General features: G+C 37.2%; 17 protein-coding genes. 9 read left to right on the top strand and 8 right to left on the bottom strand.

The window, feature by feature from the left end; all coding sequences use genetic code 11:
• Positions 1 to 9 precede the first annotated feature (9 nt).
• The 3 genes from ABW51_RS01095 to mtgA are packed head-to-tail and all read left to right on the top strand — an operon-like array spanning position 10 to position 2,861.
• The gene (locus ABW51_RS01095; protein WP_053465204.1) at positions 10 to 1,791 is read left to right on the top strand and encodes a transglycosylase SLT domain-containing protein; all 1,782 of its coding nucleotides are present in this window, start codon (positions 10 to 12) and stop codon (positions 1,789 to 1,791) included.
• Positions 1,792 to 1,828: 37 nt separating this feature from the next.
• Complete coding sequence (gene trpR, locus ABW51_RS01090) at positions 1,829 to 2,134, top strand: trp operon repressor (protein ID WP_005631320.1); 306 nt, start codon at positions 1,829 to 1,831, stop codon at positions 2,132 to 2,134.
• Positions 2,121 to 2,861 (top strand): monofunctional biosynthetic peptidoglycan transglycosylase, encoded by a 741-nt coding sequence (gene mtgA / locus ABW51_RS01085; RefSeq protein ID WP_053465203.1) that lies wholly within the window; start codon positions 2,121 to 2,123, stop codon positions 2,859 to 2,861. The genes trpR and mtgA overlap by 14 nt, the downstream gene beginning before the upstream one ends.
• Before the next feature lie 105 nt (positions 2,862 to 2,966).
• On the opposite strand, the gene frdD is transcribed toward mtgA, so the two are convergent.
• Genes frdD through frdA form a run of 4 tightly spaced genes read right to left on the bottom strand, consistent with a single transcriptional unit; the run spans position 2,967 to position 6,307 of the window.
• Entirely contained in the window at positions 2,967 to 3,311 is a 345-nt protein-coding gene (frdD, locus tag ABW51_RS01080) for a fumarate reductase subunit FrdD (protein ID WP_005631316.1), read from the bottom strand.
• 12 nt (positions 3,312 to 3,323) lie between these two features.
• Positions 3,324 to 3,734: a fumarate reductase subunit FrdC gene (gene frdC / locus ABW51_RS01075; protein ID WP_053465202.1), complete on the bottom strand. Its 411-nt coding sequence runs from the start codon at positions 3,732 to 3,734 to the stop codon at positions 3,324 to 3,326.
• Between the two features lie 10 nt (positions 3,735 to 3,744).
• Positions 3,745 to 4,515, bottom strand: coding sequence for a succinate dehydrogenase/fumarate reductase iron-sulfur subunit (locus tag ABW51_RS01070; protein WP_005645965.1), 771 nt, complete (start codon positions 4,513 to 4,515; stop codon positions 3,745 to 3,747).
• Complete coding sequence (gene frdA / locus ABW51_RS01065) at positions 4,508 to 6,307, bottom strand: fumarate reductase (quinol) flavoprotein subunit (RefSeq protein WP_046942098.1); 1,800 nt, start codon at positions 6,305 to 6,307, stop codon at positions 4,508 to 4,510. Before frdA ends, ABW51_RS01070 begins: the two co-directional genes overlap by 8 nt.
• 215 nt (positions 6,308 to 6,522) lie before the next feature.
• Between frdA and epmA the strand changes: the two genes are divergently transcribed.
• The gene (gene epmA, locus ABW51_RS01060; RefSeq protein WP_053465201.1) at positions 6,523 to 7,494 is read left to right on the top strand and encodes an elongation factor P--(R)-beta-lysine ligase; all 972 of its coding nucleotides are present in this window, start codon (positions 6,523 to 6,525) and stop codon (positions 7,492 to 7,494) included.
• A gap of 38 nt (positions 7,495 to 7,532) precedes the next feature.
• On the opposite strand, the gene cpxA is transcribed toward epmA, so the two are convergent.
• The 4 genes from cpxA to yejK form a co-directional block, all read right to left on the bottom strand.
• A complete protein-coding gene (gene cpxA, locus ABW51_RS01055) occupies positions 7,533 to 8,942 on the bottom strand; it encodes an envelope stress sensor histidine kinase CpxA (protein ID WP_053465200.1) in 1,410 nt (469 codons plus the stop codon).
• Positions 8,943 to 8,946: 4 nt separating this feature from the next.
• Positions 8,947 to 9,627: a response regulator gene (locus ABW51_RS01050; protein ID WP_053465199.1), complete on the bottom strand. Its 681-nt coding sequence runs from the start codon at positions 9,625 to 9,627 to the stop codon at positions 8,947 to 8,949.
• Positions 9,628 to 9,677: 50 nt separating this feature from the next.
• Positions 9,678 to 10,091: an outer membrane protein assembly factor BamE gene (bamE, locus tag ABW51_RS01045; protein ID WP_053465198.1), complete on the bottom strand. Its 414-nt coding sequence runs from the start codon at positions 10,089 to 10,091 to the stop codon at positions 9,678 to 9,680.
• A 65-nt stretch (positions 10,092 to 10,156) separates the two neighbouring features.
• Entirely contained in the window at positions 10,157 to 11,173 is a 1,017-nt protein-coding gene (gene yejK, locus ABW51_RS01040) for a nucleoid-associated protein YejK (RefSeq protein WP_053465197.1), read from the bottom strand.
• Positions 11,174 to 11,302: 129 nt separating this feature from the next.
• On the opposite strand from yejK, the gene ABW51_RS01035 reads away from it, so the two are divergent.
• The 5 genes from ABW51_RS01035 (at position 11,303) to acrA (ending at position 16,457) form a co-directional block, all read left to right on the top strand.
• On the top strand, positions 11,303 to 11,521 hold the full coding sequence (locus ABW51_RS01035; protein ID WP_005631296.1) for a YejL family protein: 219 nt from the start codon (positions 11,303 to 11,305) through the stop codon (positions 11,519 to 11,521).
• A gap of 1 nt (position 11,522) precedes the next feature.
• Entirely contained in the window at positions 11,523 to 13,280 is a 1,758-nt protein-coding gene (locus tag ABW51_RS01030; RefSeq protein WP_053465196.1) for a DUF3413 domain-containing protein, read from the top strand.
• Positions 13,281 to 13,476: 196 nt separating this feature from the next.
• Positions 13,477 to 14,469: an amidohydrolase family protein gene (locus ABW51_RS01025; RefSeq protein ID WP_005631292.1), complete on the top strand. Its 993-nt coding sequence runs from the start codon at positions 13,477 to 13,479 to the stop codon at positions 14,467 to 14,469.
• A gap of 196 nt (positions 14,470 to 14,665) precedes the next feature.
• Complete coding sequence (gene acrR, locus ABW51_RS01020; protein ID WP_053465195.1) at positions 14,666 to 15,229, top strand: efflux transporter AcrAB transcriptional repressor AcrR; 564 nt, start codon at positions 14,666 to 14,668, stop codon at positions 15,227 to 15,229.
• A 31-nt stretch (positions 15,230 to 15,260) separates the two neighbouring features.
• Positions 15,261 to 16,457 carry a multidrug efflux RND transporter periplasmic adaptor subunit AcrA gene (gene acrA, locus ABW51_RS01015; RefSeq protein WP_053465194.1) on the top strand — a complete coding sequence of 399 codons (1,197 nt, stop codon included), beginning with the start codon at positions 15,261 to 15,263 and terminating at the stop codon, positions 16,455 to 16,457.
• Positions 16,458 to 16,466 lie beyond the last annotated feature (9 nt).

The raw sequence follows: 16,466 nt of genomic DNA, 5'->3' as shown, positions 1-16,466 counted from the left end.
TAACGTAATATGAAAAAAGTCGCCTTAATTTCTCTCTGTATTTTGACCGCACTTTCTGTTTTTGCCGAATCATCTAACACGGCAAGTAGTTCCATTAATCTTGAGCAAGAAAAGCAAAACTGGGCGACAGCACAGCATCAAGACTATTTAAAACGTTTAAAACAACGTGAAACCTTTTTGCAGGTTGAAGGTTTGCTAAAAAGTGCGGTAAAAAACCAGCAATTTTCTGAAGCAACTCAAAATATCACAAAAAACTTAATAGACTCATTGCAAGGTTATCCTTTGCAATACGATTTACTAGCACGCTTTTGGGAAAGCAAAATCGCCTTTTTAAAAAATGATGACATTCAAGGCAAACAACAAGCAATAAATGAACTCAATGCGTTAGTGCAACAAAATTACCCTTTTGTGACGCCAGCGTTTCAAGCCTTATTACAAAAGCTATCCACTTTAAACGAACAGCAAACATCAGCAACGTCGGATAATGCCAAAGAAAATAACACGAATCAAAAAGAACAAAATCAATTAGAAAATCCTAAACAACTTACTGAAATTGTAAGAAAAAACGATCCTAACACTTTAGATAAAACCGTATTAATTGATGCTTTCCCTCGTTATCTTAAAACGTTACCTGAACAAATGAATAACCCAAATTTTGAATCTTATCAAAAATGGGCGAATACTTGGCAGCTCGCAGAAGATGAAATCAAACAGTGGAAAATAGCCTTTTTAAATCGTTTTTTTGATAATGAAAACGCTGATTTTCAAAAATGGCGTGATGAACAAATCCAACAATTAAAAACTGACAATCTAACTGAACGCCGTTTACGCATGGCAATTTGGCAAAAAACTGAATTAACCTCTTGGTTGAATTTGCTTTCTGCAGAATCAAAAAGTAAGCAAGAATGGCGTTATTGGGAAGCTAAACAAGATATATCAAAAAATACAGAAAGACTGACCGCGCTTTCAAAAGAGCGGGGATTCTATCCAATGTTAGCTGCGGCACAATTAAAGCAAGCATATAAAATCGATTTTCCAGTAGCACCAAATTTTACTGTGGCAGAACAACTTCCTTTCGAGCAAGTTTTCGCCATGATTCGAGAGCTTAGAGAACTTGGACGAAATGGTTTAGCAAAACAACGCTGGCGAATTTTACTTGATAATGCTGATTTCACAACTCAGCTAAAACTTGCAGAATATGCTGAAAACCAACAATGGTTTGAATTAGCTGTTGATGCTTCTATTGTTGCAAAAGCCTGGGATTACCTGTCTCTTCGTTTGCCAAATGCTTATTCAGAATACTTCAATGCGGCATTGCAAAATTTGAATATCAGCAAAACTTTTGCAATGGCAATCGCTCGTCAAGAAAGTGCTTGGAATCCAATGGCACAATCTTCTGCAAATGCGCGGGGCTTAATGCAACTTCTGCCAAGCACGGCAAAATTGACCGCAGAGAATAATCAGCTGCCTTATCAAGGCGAACAAGATTTATTCAAACCATTGAATAATATTTTGCTAGGTACCGCACATCTAAATGAACTCAATGGAAAATATCCTAATAATCGAATATTGATTGCAGCAGCTTACAATGCAGGGGCAAATCGAATAGAAAAATGGTTAAGTCGCGCTAATGGAAAATTAGCATTAGACGAATTTGTTGCCTCCATTCCTTTTTACGAAACTCGTGGTTATGTGCAAAATGTAGTCACTTATGACTTTTACTATCAAATTTTACAAAATAAAGAAAACCCACAAATCTTTAGCCAAGAAGAATTGAATCAGCTATACTAAACGCACTAGTTTAATAGTGTGGAATGGGAGCGTAATTATGTATATCAGCCGCAATTTAGAACAATGGAATGCCTTTCTTCAAATGCTAAAAATCGCCTTTGAAGAAAACAAAGCGCAGGAATTTCTAACCTTATTATTAACTGCAGACGAACGGGATGCAGTAGGATTACGCTTACAGATTGTCTCTCAGCTGATTGATAAAAATATGCCTCAGCGTGAAATTCAACAAAATCTGAATACAAGTGCCGCCACAATCACTCGAGGTTCCAATATGATTAAAACGATGGATCCTGATTTTATGCAATGGATGAAACAACATCTTGCTCTCATTGAAAAAAACTAAGCGAATTTTTACCGCACTTTCTCACTTATTTAGTCCTAAATGGTGGAAAAAAAACTGGCAGCGAGTTGTCTTTCGCTTTTTTTTCGCCGTTTTTGCTTTGTTGCTGATTTTTCGCTTTGTACCTATTCCATTTTCCGCTTATATGGTACAACAAAAAATCGCTAATCTTTTACAGGGCGATTTTCGATATCAAATCCAATATAACTGGGTCAGCCTAGAAAATATCTCTCCAAACATTCAATTAGCTGTGATTTCATCAGAAGATCAGCGTTTTCCTGAACATTTAGGCTTTGATTTTGAGGCTATCCAACGAGCAATTCAGTATAACGAAAAATCTAAAAAAGGAATTCGAGGAGCATCAACCATTTCCCAGCAAACCGCTAAAAACTTAATGCTTTGGCACGGACAAAATTGGCTACGAAAAGGTTTGGAAGTTCCAGCAACTATGTTGCTCGAGCTTACTTGGTCAAAAAAACGTATTTTAGAAGTGTATTTAAATATTGCAGAATTTGGGAACGGTATTTTTGGTGTGGAAGCGGCAAGTCGCTATTACTTTAAAAAATCAGCTAAAAATTTATCTCAAAATGAAGCCGCACTTTTAGCTGCTGTGTTACCCAATCCAATCATTTATAAAGTAAATAAGCCAAGCTTATTAGTTCGTAAAAAACAAGCTTGGATTTTGAGACAAATGGGAAATTTAGGTACAGAATACTTAAGCCATTTATAAAAAATCCAATCAAATTTCTAAAGTAAAAAAACTGAAAAATATTTACTTAATACATAAAATAAAAAAACGAGTCTTAGACTCGTTTTTTTATTTATAGCATTTTTATTACAGATTTATTACCGCAAATAATACCCAAACAGTATAAATTGTGGCTAAACCATAAAAAATAAATCCACCAGCTGGCACATGCACTTTAAGATCGTGCATACCGTGGTGAATACGGTGTAAACCGCACCACATTGGAAAAATAGTAAGCACTAAAATAACTAATTTACCAATCCAAGAATAAGCAAAAGTAATTAAATTATGCGCATCGACTAAACCAAATGGTAATAACAAACCGATAATTAAAATAACGACAGGGAAGAAAATTGCACTCACTGTGCCGCCTGCACCGAACATTAACCATACTGGCGGTTCGCCGGAGCGTTTTGGATTTTGATCAACCATTTTTTATCTCCCTTAGATATAAACTAAAACTAACGCAATCACGCTAACTAATGCGGTTACCGCCCAAAGTGCATTTCTTACAACGCTGTGTGGTAAGCGTTCATTTTTCACAATGATATTCATCACTTTCGGTGTCATTAAGAAATATGTCACCGTATGATAAAGCGTTGCGATAAGCGTAATAATATTTAAGAACACCACAATTGGGTTTCTTAAAAACTCAATAAAGCTCAAGATGCCTAAGCCTGGTATTGGATTACTTGCTAGGCAAAGAACACCATAAAGCAACACAATACAAAACCATACAGCAAAGATTGAAGTCGCTTCACGTAGCATATAAGCTTTATAGAAGTCCAATTTTTGCCACCAAGTCGCTGTCATTGGACGAACATATTTTTTACGTTTACTCACTGTTACTGACATTCCTTCCCCCTTAGCTTTTTGGTTTTAGCATAGAGATAACATAATCTTTGGCACTTTCCACTTTTCCTTGGTTAATTGCAGAAGCAGGATCTACATGTTTTGGACAAACTTCTGAGCAATAGCCAACGAAAGTACAACTCCAAACCCCATTTTTACCATTTAATAATGACATACGTTTTGCTTTACCATGGTCACGGTTATCAAGGTTGTAACGGTGTGCCATTGTAATCGCTGCAGGGCCTAAGAATTCAGGATTTAAACCAAATTGAGGGCAAGCGGCATAGCATAAACCACAGTTGATACACATTGAGAATTGACGATATTTCTCAAGCTGTGCTGGTGTTTGTTTAGTACGACTTACTTGCAATTCTTTCGATGGATGTGGTTTACCATCTAATGCTGGTGCTTCGTTACCAATAATATAAGGTTTAATTGCCTCTAAACTTTCGATAAAGTGGCTTAAATCAACCACTAAGTCGCGTTCAATTGGGAAGTTTGCTAACGGCTCAATACGCATATGGCCGCTGTAATCACGTAAGAAAGTTTTACAAGCCAATTTTGGTTTGTTATTTACCATCATCCCGCAAGAACCACAAATCGCCATACGGCAAGACCAACGATAAGAAAGAGAGGGTTCAAGTTTATCCTTAATATAACCTAACGCATCAAGCAATGAAGTTTGATTATCATAAGGTACTTGATAGGTACTTAGATGCGGCTCTTGATCGATTTCAGGATTGTAGCGTAATACTTCAACATTCATTACTGGTGAATTAGCCATTTGCTTGCTCCTTAGCTTTCGCAGCAGCTTCTTGAGCTTCTGCTTCCGCACCGTAAACACGTTTTGCAGGTTGAGATTTAGTAATTTTCACCGGACTGTATTCGATGCGCGGTGCACCATTCTCATTGTAGAAAGCAAGTGTGTGTTTTAAATAATTTACATCATCACGCTCAGTGTAATCTAAGCGTTGGTGAGCACCGCGAGATTCTTTACGTTCAATCGCTGAATTAGCAATAGATTGTGCAACATCTAGGATGTAGCCTAACTCAACTGTATAAAGTACATCTGTATTGAACACGCTTGAGTTATCTGCTACGCGAATACGTTTGTAACGTTCTTTTAATTCTGCAATTTTATCTACTGCTTTTTGCATGCTTGCTTGATCACGGTAAATACCACAACCTTCTTCCATTACAGAACCCATTTCATCACGAATTTCAGACCAAGATTCATTACCTTCTTGTTTATGAAGGGCTTCTAAGCGAGCAACAACATCTTTTGCTTGAGCATCAACCGCACTTTGATTTACCGATTGAGCTTCAACGGCACGTTGTGCTGCATATTCCCCAGCAACGCGACCTAACACAACAAGTTCAGCTAAAGAGTTAGATCCTAAACGGTTTGCACCATGTAAACCTGAAGATGCACATTCCCCTACAGCAAATAAACCTTTGATACGAGTTTCGCTATTGAAATCGACTTCAATACCACCCATTGTATAATGAACGACAGGACGAACTGGAATTGGTTCATTCACTGGATTAACACCTTCATAAGCACTTGCTAATTCACAAATGAATGGCAGACGCTCGTGTAAATATTTTTCGCCAAGATGACGTAAATCTAAATGCACAACATCTACGCCTTTTGCTGTTTTTAAGGTATTGCCTTTTTTCCATTCTTGCCAGAATGCTTGAGAAACTTTATCACGAGGACCAAGTTCCATATATTTATTTTGTGGTTTGCCAATTGGTGTTTCTGGTCCTAGACCGTAATCTTGAAGATAACGGTAGCCATCTTTATTAACCAAGATACCACCTTCACCACGACAACCTTCAGTCATTAAGATGCCGGTATTCGGTAAACCTGTTGGATGATATTGAACAAACTCCATATCACGAAGTGGTACACCATGACGATACGCCATAGATAAGCCGTCACCTGTTACAATACCGCCATTGGTATTAAATTTAAATGCACGACAACCACCACCAGTTGCAATCACAACCGCATTAGCATTAATTTGAACTAGCGAACCTTCCATCATATTCATTGCAACCATACCACGAGCATGGCCATCATCAACAAGAATATCTAATACGAAGTGTTCATCAAAACGTTGGATTTGTGGATATTGAATAGAAGTTTGGAAAAGCGTGTGTAATAAGTGGAACCCTGTTTTATCAGCAGCGAACCAAGTACGCTCAATTTTCATTCCACCAAAACGACGTACGTTTACATCGCCATCAGCTTTACGGCTCCAAGGACATCCCCAACGCTCTAATTGAGTCATTTCCACTGGTGAATGTTGTACGAAATATTCCACAACATCCTGTTCGCAAAGCCAGTCACCACCTGCAACGGTATCTTGGAAGTGTTTATCGTAAGAATCTTCCTCTTTGATAACTGCCGCTGCTCCACCTTCTGCTGCCACAGTATGGCTACGCATAGGGTACACTTTTGAAACTAATGCAATTTTTAAGTTAGGATTTGCTTCTGCTGCTGCAATTGCTGCACGTAAACCGCCGCCACCAGCACCAACAATCGCAATATCGACATTAACTGTTTGCACGATATCCTCCAATAAATGTAGAAAGTAAAAAAAGAAATTACCCTAAAAGGGTAATGTTTCGCAGGCATTGTGCCATTTTTTGTTACAAATTAATAACGTTTTTTTATGTCTAAAGATGGAAAAGATCGGATTTTGTGATCTACCTCAAAAAAGCGTAGATTGAGTTGAGAAGGGCTCTCGTTTACAATAATGCAAATTTAAAAATGGGAATAAAAATGACCGCACTTACTCATTGGCAACCTTCTGCTGATATAAAAAATCTTCTTAAACGGGCAAAAATTATTGCTGAAATTCGTCAATTTTTTACAGAACGAGGCTTGCTTGAAGTAGAGACACCTGTTCTAAGTGAATTTGGTGTCACTGATTTGCATCTTTCCACATTTAGCACAGAATTTCTCGCGCCTTTTGATAATCAATCCAAAACACTTTGGCTTTCTACAAGCCCTGAATATCATATGAAACGCTTGCTTGCTGCAGGCAGTGGGCCGATTTTCCAAATCAGTAAAGTGTTTCGCAATGAAGAAGCTGGTAATCGCCACAATCCAGAATTTACCATGTTGGAATGGTATCGACCGCACTTTAGTATGCATCGTTTAATTAATGAAGTAGATGATTTACTCCAACAAATTTTAGATTGCCCACCTGCAGAAAGTTTAAGCTACCAATTTGTTTTCCAAGAATATGTAGGCTTAGATCCCTTATCAGCGGAACGTTCAGAATTAATCGAAGCGGCGCGTAAACATAACTTTATGGCTGAAGATAATGAAGAGCGCGATACTTTATTACAGTTCTTATTTAGTGAAGTCGTTGAGCCTCAAATTGGAAAAGAACGACCTATTGCCGTGTATCATTTCCCTTCAACACAAGCGGCACTAGCACAAGTTAGCCCAGAAGATCAACGAGTTGCAGAACGCTTTGAGTTTTATTACAAAGGATTAGAACTGGCAAATGGTTTCCATGAATTGACCGATGCACGAGAACAAAGGCATCGTTTTGAATTGGATAATCAACAAAGAAAAAAACATGGGTTACCAACCCGAGAGATTGACGAACGTTTTCTTGCGGCATTAGAAGCTGGCTTACCAAATTCTTCTGGCGTTGCACTAGGAGTTGATCGTCTGATTATGGTTGCCCTAGGTTGTGAGAAAATTAATGAAGTGATTTCTTTTGCCGTGGATAATGCTTAGACGAAAAGTGCGGTGAAAATTTACCGCACTTTTGATTTTTATCTATTGATCCACAATGGTAATCGTATAGTAACAGCAAGTCCACCTAGCGGGCTTTTTTCAGCCCAAACTTTTCCTTGATGTTCCTTAATCACGTTAGACACAATCGCCAATCCTAGTCCTGTGCCACCAGTCGTTCTAGTTCGCGTCTCATCTACTCGATAAAATGGTTTGAAGATTTTTTCAAATTCATCTGGATGCACCCCGGATCCGTTGTCATCTATGCGGATCCTGAGAAATTCTTCTTCTTCTTCTTCTTCTTCTTGGATAAAAATATGAAGTTCGATCTTATCCTTTGTGTATTTGAGTGCATTTGTCACGATGTTTTCAACCGCACTTTCTAGTAATCTAAAATTGCCGTTAAGTTGTAATTCATTTTTTGGTAAACGAATATTTGTGAGAAACGTTATACCTCGTTGCTTTGCCTCAAATTTTGCATCGTTGATAATATCAGTCCAAAGCGTATTGGCATAAAAAATATCCCGTTCAACTTGACTATTCATTTTCTGGCGTGAAAGTAGAAGTAGCTCACTAATCATTTTATCCATTCGCCCTATTTCTCTTTCAATGCGTTTTACGCTATCTGTTTCACCACATTCATGACGAACAAGCGCTGTAGCCAACTGTAAACGAGTGAGTGGCGTTTTTAATTCATGGGAAATAGACGAAAGCAGCGTTTGTTGATTAGAGATTAGATGATCAATAGAGGTTGCCATTCGATTAAAACTTTGACCAACTTGGCGTAATTCTAATGGACCATTAGCCATTAAGCTCTTATCAATTTTGAAATTTCCTAATGCCACTGAATTGGCTGCTTCTTGCAAGCGAGAAATAGGCTTAGTCAGCATTCTTGTAAACCACCAAAGCAATGGACTGGTGATTAAAAGAATAAGCAAAATCAATATAATCGGTCTATCAAAAATGTAATTAAACATTTCTCGTTGTGGATTAACGTAAGATATAAAGTACAAGGCATAAGAATTTGCCTCATCTCCCAAATACACTTGAAATGGACCTGAAATCTGAACTTCATTGAAGTTTTTACGTTTGGGTTCTGAAAAATCACCTGATACATCCGCAAATCTTCGGATATAAGGCACTTCCTCTGGTAGTTCCCCTAGAATATCTTTAGTTTGTAAATCAATAAGAATGGGTCTGGAGGGTTGAAATTTATCTGTATGTAAAACAGGAACTTCTGCAATAAGCCCTTTTAATTGACCGTTGCGGATAATATCGATAATTTTTTTTTGATAGGTAACAACATCTGCTTCTTTTAAAGGCGAATACACTCTGAGATCGAGAGTAGGTACAGCGATCGCAAGACTCATCATGGCAAAAAAAGCAAACCAGAACATAGCAAATGTTCTGATCGCAAGTTGATTTAAATTGAAAAGACTGCGCAATTTCATAAAACTAGGTCACTAAAAGATATCCTTTTCCACGTAAGGTTTTAAACCAAGGCAGTTTACTTTTTCGTTCTGGTAATTTGCGTCTTAAATTAGAGATGTGCATATCAAGAGAACGGTCAAATGGAGTGAGCGGTTTTTCCATTACTTCTAAACTTAATTCTTCTCGACTTACCACATTTCCCTTAGATTTAAGCAATAAACAAAGGATCTTAAATTCATAATCCGTTAAATTGAGATTTTCTTCATTATAGGTTGCAATTCCGTGAGAAAAATGGAGAGTTATTCCGTCAAAAGAAAGGATTTCTACATTTGCGGTATTATTTGAAGATGCACTACGACGCAAAATTGCCTTAATTCTTGCAATAAGCTCACGATCGTTAAAAGGTTTGGGTAAATAATCATCCGCTCCCAATTCTAAGCCTAATACGCGATCAATGTCTTCGCCTCTTGCTGTTAGCATCATCACTGGCACGTTAGAGACTTTACGAATTTCTTTTAATGTTTCGATACCATTTAACTTTGGCATCATTACATCAAGCAAAACCAGCTTATAGCTTTCATTGAGTTTTTGTAATGCTTCTAATCCATTATTTGCTGTTTCAACGTCAAAACCCTCAAGCTCTAAAAGTGTAGAAAGTAATTCAGTCAATTCAATATCATCATCAACGAGCAAGAGTTTTGACATTGGGGGTTCCTTTTACCAATTATTATTGTAGTGCGGTGAAAATAAAAAGATTATTTCCAGAATTTCCACCAACTTGATTTTGGTTTCTCACCTGTTTCAATGATGGTGTTATTTTCGCCTTGTTGTGAAACCTCTGGTAAAGGTTTATCAAGATGGGTTTCTGTTACAATCCCACGTTGATCGAATTTTACGGTTAGCGTATGTTGAACTGGCGTTTCATAGGCACGTTGTTGTAAGAATACGTAGTACCAAGTGTAGTTATTATAAGGGTCGATTAATACTGGCGTTCCCAACAAATATTGTACTTGTTGAGCAGTCATGCCTTCTTTAACTTGCGCAACTGTAGTCGCTTCTAAATAGTTGCCTTGCGGTACATCAATTCGATATACAACTTTTTCAACGGTGGAACAAGAAGCGAGGCTTAATGCTAAAAATGTTGCGCCTAAAAGTGTTTTAACTTGCATTTTCTTTACCTTAATTTGTGCAAAAGTACTGTCAAATAATACCCAAAGTTGGCTATGTTTCCAAATTAATTCTCTGATTTTAAAGCCTTTTGTAATTGATCTTTTAAATTTGGCGGTAAACCTTTGATTGTTAGGGTATCTGTCATAGGATCCCATTGAATACGTGTATTCAATAATTCCGCATCAAAACTTAAGGTAACGCCCTTTCCTGACCCAGAGAATTTTGTTAGCGATTTCAATGTTGAACGAACAGGCGGAATGCTCTCTTCCAAACCATAATTCTGTTCTTCTGTAAAGGCGACAAAAGGCTGTTCGTTTAGAGTGGGTAATGAATCAGAAAGTTCCCTTAATTCAATATTGTTACCGTTTGAAAGCTGACCTTTACAATATTCAAACACTTGTTTTTTTACCGCTTGAGTTTGCTCTTTGTTGAGTTCGCCTTGATCGCAGTAATCACTCACAGCTTGCAATAAACACTGATTTTGAACCTGTGGATTTAATCCTTCTTCAGCACCTAAAAAATCCATAAAGAAATCACTAATTTTGCGACCTACACGGCCTTTTATGAAAGTTAAATAACGATTAGAGTTCGCATTTACTTGCAAATCCGTCAAATTTATCCGTGCCGCAATATCAAACTGAGTTATATCAAGATATTCTGTACGGCGAATATCTAAATGCTCATCGACTAACATACTATGGCGGCTATCAAGCAATGCAATAAACAAATAATCTGTCGCTAAGAAATTATATTGGCATAAAATCAAGGTTCCACTTTCTGCAAAGTTATATTTACCTAATTCATCTGCAAGCAATTTTGTTGAATATTGACTAAATCCTAAAAACTCAATTTCTTGTTCTAATAAACGATTTAAATGTTGTGCAAAGATAGACTTTTCCTGAAACACACCAAAAGCCTTCGCTTTATTTTGATAACCTTGATGAAGTTGCAACATCATTTGTTCTACTTCTGGCGTAATGGACAGCAACTCGTCGCGTAATACGCTTTCCATTTTTATGCTATCGCCATCCACATTTTTGACTAACTGATGCAAAACAATTTGATTAACGGTAATACTCATTTTTGTCACCTTTGAAAAATTTGTTGCAAATTATAACCGCACTTTTTCAGCAAGAAAAAAGAAATTATTTAGGTTCTACCAAATAATCGGGTATCATAAGCCAAATTTTTTTGTTTTGTTTTTAACATTATGGCTCAACATTCTAAATATTCTGATGCTCAATTAAGTGCGATTGTAAACGATATGATCGCGGTATTAGAAAAGTATAAAGCACCGGTAGATCTCTCCTTAATCGCATTAGGTAATATGGCAAGTAATCTATTAACCACGAGTGTGCCACAAACTCAACGCGAAGCATTAGCTCAAGCATTTGCGAATTCCTTAATTAATGCGGTAAAAACACGTTAATATGAAATGGATTAAAAAAGGCACCTTCAGCGGCAAACAATACCGCGATGACGTTTCACGAAAAATTTCGTGGGGTCACTGGTTTGCCTTTTTTAATATCATTGTTGCCATTCTTATTGGCGCACGTTATGCCTTTATCATTGACTGGCCAGATACTCTCGCAGGAAAACTTTATTTTTTTGTGAGTTTGCTCGGGCATTTCAGTTTCAACGTTTTTGCGTTGTACTTACTCGTGGTCTTTCCACTGAGTTTTATTGTTAAAAATCACCGCACTTTTCGCGGATTAACCGTGATCTTTTCCACTATTTGCACAACCTTATTATTATTTGATACCGCCGTTTTCAATCGTTTTAATCTGCATTTATCCTCTGTTGTATGGAATTTGCTGGTCAATCCAGAAAATGGTGAAATGTCACGCGATTGGCAAATTTTCTTTGCACCAATGCCAATAATTTTACTGGCACAAATGTTATTTTCTCGCTGGAGTTGGGAAAAATTACGCAGTCTTGAACGCCAAAAATGGCTAAAAGCTGTCGGTGTATTTTTAACTTCCACATTTATCACTACACACTTAATTTATGCTTGGGCAGATGCTTATTTATATCGCCCAATTACGATGCAACGCTCTAATTTTCCTCTTTCTTATCCAATGACAGCTCGTTCTTTTTTGGAAAAACATGGATTCATTGATGGCGAGCAGTACGCACAAACATTAAAACAAGAGGGGCGTTTAGATGCCTTAAAGATTGATTATCCTAAAAAAACGCTCACTTTTGCACCAACTGACAATAAACCAAACATTTTGATGATCACTGTTTCTGGATTGCGTTACGATGCCATTTCTCAAGGCAAAATGCCCAAGTTAGCTGAATTTGCAACGAGCGCAACAGAATTTACGAATCATTACAGTACTGGTAATAGTAATAATGCAGGATTAGTAGGATTATTTTATGGCTTAAATGCAAATTACACCGATAGCATTTTAAGCAATCATACCCAATCTGTTTTAATCGAAAAATTACGTGCTGAAAATTATCAATTGGGTTTATTTTCTGCTACGAATTTCAAAGATAGCGTCTTCCGCCAAGCATTATTTCGTGAAATGAAACTTTCATCGAATAAAATCAACAAACCAAATAATGAAAGTGCGGTAAAAAATCTCAATGATTTTATTAAAGCACAAAAAACTGACTCACCTTGGTTTGCTTATTTGGATTTAGCCTTGGAGGCTAAAAACCAAGCAGATTATGACCGCACTTTGCCGAACATCGATTCTCTTTTAGCAAAAGCGTTAGAAAGTACACCGCTTGAAAATGCATTAGTCATCATCACGTCAGAGCATGGTTTAACCTTTAATGAAATGAATGAAAAAGAACGAGAAAATTATTTTGGGCGTGATGAAATTCAAGTGCCATTGCTCGTTTATTGGAAAGATTTACCAGTAGGTAAACAAAACGGATTAAGTCATCATACAGATGTTTTCTCTGCATTAATGCAGACAGTATTCCGTGTAGAAAACCCGTTGATGGATTATAGTCAGGGACGTAATCTCTTTGATCTTAAAGGGGATGATTGGGTACTTGCCTCTAATTTCCATTGGAATGTAGTGATTCAACCTGATGGAACTCAATATCACATTGATCGTAAAGGTAATTACAAAAAATTAGATAAAGATTATATCGAGCAATCGTCAGACAGACCACCACTTGGAATCTTCTTAGAAGCCTTCCAATTACAAAATTTCTTCTTTGAAAAATAATCTATAAGGGCATAAAAGAATAGATTTTTTGCTCTTAAGCCTTTATACTCACGACTCAGTTTAAGACTGGAAAATGTTATTAATGAAAATCCGTGAGTTTTTCATAACATTATCATAATGCTTCTCGCCGTACTTACAGCACCTTTCAATTAATATACATTCTCGTCTTTTTATCCTTTCTTTTTACGGAGTTTGTATGAAAAGCCATGTTCGTAGTTTTAAAACCTATATTCGCGATGAAATTATCAAAAAAGGCGGGTGGGTAAATGCTCATGCTCACGCTGACCGCGCTTTTACGATGACGCCAGAGAAAATTGGGATTTATCATAGTAGTAATTTGCAACAAAAATGGGATTTAGTGGATGAAGTAAAACGCACTTCCAGTGTTGATGATTATTACGCACGGTTTTGCCAGTCTATTGAATTAATGATATCCCAAGGTGTAACCGCATTTGGTACTTTTGTCGATATAGACCCAATTTGTGAAGATCGTGCAATTATTGCCGCACACAAAGCCCGCGAAGTGTATAAACACGACATTATTTTGAAATTTGCCAATCAAACTTTAAAAGGGGTAATCGAACCCACTGCGCGTAAATGGTTTGATATCGGTGCAGAAATGGTAGATATGATTGGCGGCTTACCATATCGTGATGAATTGGATTATGGTCGCGGCCTAGAAGCGATGGATATCTTGTTAGATAAGGCCAAATCTCTTGGAATTATGTGTCATGTACATGTAGACCAATTCAATAATCCAAGTGAAAAAGAAACCGAGCAACTTTGCGACAAAACCATTGAACACGGTATGGAGGGGCGAGTTGTGGGTATTCACGGGATTTCCATTGGCTCACATTCGAAAGAATATCGCTACAAACTTTACGAAAAAATGCGTAAAGCCAAAATGATGATGATCGCCTGTCCTATGGCATGGATTGACAGTAATCGCAAAGAAGATCTTATGCCATTCCATAATGCATTAACGCCTGCAGATGAAATGATTCCCGAAGGTATCACTGTTGCCCTAGGCACAGATAATATTTGTGATTACATGGTTCCTCTATGTGAAGGCGATTTATGGCAAGAATTAAGCCTATTGGCTGCGGGTTGCCGTTTCCCACACTTAGATGAGATGGTCAATATCGCAAGTATTAACGGTCGTAAAGTGTTAGGACTAGAACCAATTTAGCTGTTTATTCTCACTAATAAAAAGTGCGGTCAAAATGGGCAACATTTAAAAGTTGATTACAAAATCTAGCTTTTAAATGTTGCCCATTTTCGTTGTGCTTTTGTGTTTTTTAACTTGCTAAAAAACAAAAAATAAATAAAATGAACGCTCATTCATTTTTGAGCAATTATTGCTCCTTATTTTACTCAAGGATCTTATGCGACAAGCTAAAACAGACTTAGCTGAACAGATTTTTTCAGCGACAGATCGTTTAATGGCAAAAGAAGGGTTGAATCAACTTTCTATGCACAAACTTGCGAAAGAAGCGAATGTAGCAGCAGGAACGATTTACCTTTATTTCAAAAACAAAGATGAGTTGCTTGAACAATTTGCACACAGAGTGTTTTCAATGTTTATGGCAACACTTGAAAAAGATTTTGATGAAACTAAGCCTTTTTTCGATCAGTATCGACAAATGTGGAAAAACATTTGGTATTTCTTACAAGAAAATCCCACTATCTTATCCAATTTAAAGCAATATGAATCTTTGCCTAATTTCAAGGATATTTGTAAAAACGTTAAAAATTGCCGTTGGGATTTATTTTGTCATCAAGCACAAAAAGCTGGCTTATTAGCGGAATTATCTGAAGATATTCTCTTTTTATTAAGTTTGAAAACGGCGATAAATTTAGCCTCTGATGCAAAATTTATCGATTTCGATCTTAAGCCTGAAATTTTAGAATCTGTGATTGAACGCTCTTGGCGTGCAATTCAGAAATAATAGTTGTTATTTTTATAACGGAGCTTTAAACATGAGTCAAACTCAACATCAAAGACCAAAACGCTCACATATTTTCTTTATGAAAATAATTTTAGTAGTATTTGTCTTAATTTTTGCCGGTGTCATCGGTTTTAATATGATAAAAGGCGTAATGATAAGTCGAGCCATTGCGGGAATGCCAGAACCTTCAAGCCCAGTGACCGCACTTGAAGTTCAACCGCGTGAATGGACGCCAGTTATCAACACAACAGGTCTTGTGCGTCCAAATCAAGGCGCAATGCTCAGTACACAAAATGCAGGTACGATTTCTCAAGTGCTCGTGCAAAATGGCCAACAAGTTAAAAAAGGCGATTTACTCATTGAACTCGACAGTTCAGTAGAACATGCTAGCCTTCAAGCTGCACAAGCACAACTCCCAGCCCTTCGTCAAACTTATCAACGTTATGCGAATTTATTGAAAAGCAATGCTGTTTCACGACAAGAAATGGATAACGCAAAAGCTGCTTATGACGCGCAACTAGCCAATATTGAATCTCTAAAAGCAGCAATTGAACGCCGTAAAATCGTTGCACCATTTGATGGTAAAGCAGGTATTGTGAAAGTAAACGTTGGTCAATATGTGAATGTTGGAACAGAAATTGTGCGTGTAGAAGATACTAGCTCAATGAAAGTGGATTTTGCCCTTTCACAAAATGATTTAGATAAATTGCATATCGGTCAACGCGTCACAGCAACAACCGATGCTCGCTTGGGCGAAACATTTTCAGCTCGAATCACGGCTATTGAACCCGCTATTAATTCATCAACAGGTTTAGTTGATGTTCAGGCTACATTTGATCCTGAAGATGGACGTAAATTGCTTTCAGGTATGTTCTCTCGCTTACGCATAGCGCTTCCAACTGAAACAAATCAAGTTGTCGTTCCACAAGTAGCTATTAGCTACAACATGTATGGTGAAATTGCTTACTTACTCACACCATTATCTGATGAAGATAAAGAGAAAATGGCTGAGAATAAAAAATTAGATCATTTATATCGAGCAAAACAAATCACTGTATTTACTAAAGATCGCCAAGGTATTTATTCTCAATTACAAGGTAATGAGGTAAAACCTGGTGATAAAATTATCACTGGCGGTCAACAAGGTATCGGCAATGGCAGTCTTGTAGAATGGATTGAAAAAGACATTGTAGGTGCAACAGAGCCAGTAAATAAAACTAACCTTTAATTAACTAGG

The organism is Haemophilus sp. C1 (assembly GCF_001276515.1).
GTDB lineage: Bacteria > Pseudomonadota > Gammaproteobacteria > Enterobacterales > Pasteurellaceae > Haemophilus.
The sequence above is the reverse complement of the archived record's forward strand: the minus strand, read 5'-3'. Positions and strand labels throughout refer to the sequence as shown.

Bases quoted from the DNA above. Each gene is read 5' to 3' on its own strand.
- yejK (WP_053465197.1), bottom strand. From the start codon at position 11,173: ATGAGTATTACCGTTAATCAAATTGTTTTGCATCAGTTAGTCAAAAAT.
- frdC (WP_053465202.1), bottom strand. From the start codon at position 3,734: ATGTCAGTAACAGTGAGTAAACGTAAAAAATATGTTCGTCCAATGACA.
- epmA (WP_053465201.1), top strand. From the start codon at position 6,523: ATGACCGCACTTACTCATTGGCAACCTTCTGCTGATATAAAAAATCTT.
- frdD (WP_005631316.1), bottom strand. From the start codon at position 3,311: ATGGTTGATCAAAATCCAAAACGCTCCGGCGAACCGCCAGTATGGTTA.
- bamE (WP_053465198.1), bottom strand. From the start codon at position 10,091: ATGCAAGTTAAAACACTTTTAGGCGCAACATTTTTAGCATTAAGCCTC.
- ABW51_RS01095 (WP_053465204.1), top strand. From the start codon at position 10: ATGAAAAAAGTCGCCTTAATTTCTCTCTGTATTTTGACCGCACTTTCT.
- cpxA (WP_053465200.1), bottom strand. From the start codon at position 8,942: ATGAAATTGCGCAGTCTTTTCAATTTAAATCAACTTGCGATCAGAACA.
- ABW51_RS01030 (WP_053465196.1), top strand. From the start codon at position 11,523: ATGAAATGGATTAAAAAAGGCACCTTCAGCGGCAAACAATACCGCGAT.
- ABW51_RS01035 (WP_005631296.1), top strand. From the start codon at position 11,303: ATGGCTCAACATTCTAAATATTCTGATGCTCAATTAAGTGCGATTGTA.
- acrR (WP_053465195.1), top strand. From the start codon at position 14,666: ATGCGACAAGCTAAAACAGACTTAGCTGAACAGATTTTTTCAGCGACA.
- ABW51_RS01050 (WP_053465199.1), bottom strand. From the start codon at position 9,627: ATGTCAAAACTCTTGCTCGTTGATGATGATATTGAATTGACTGAATTA.
- ABW51_RS01025 (WP_005631292.1), top strand. From the start codon at position 13,477: ATGAAAAGCCATGTTCGTAGTTTTAAAACCTATATTCGCGATGAAATT.
- trpR (WP_005631320.1), top strand. From the start codon at position 1,829: ATGTATATCAGCCGCAATTTAGAACAATGGAATGCCTTTCTTCAAATG.
- acrA (WP_053465194.1), top strand. From the start codon at position 15,261: ATGAGTCAAACTCAACATCAAAGACCAAAACGCTCACATATTTTCTTT.
- ABW51_RS01070 (WP_005645965.1), bottom strand. From the start codon at position 4,515: ATGGCTAATTCACCAGTAATGAATGTTGAAGTATTACGCTACAATCCT.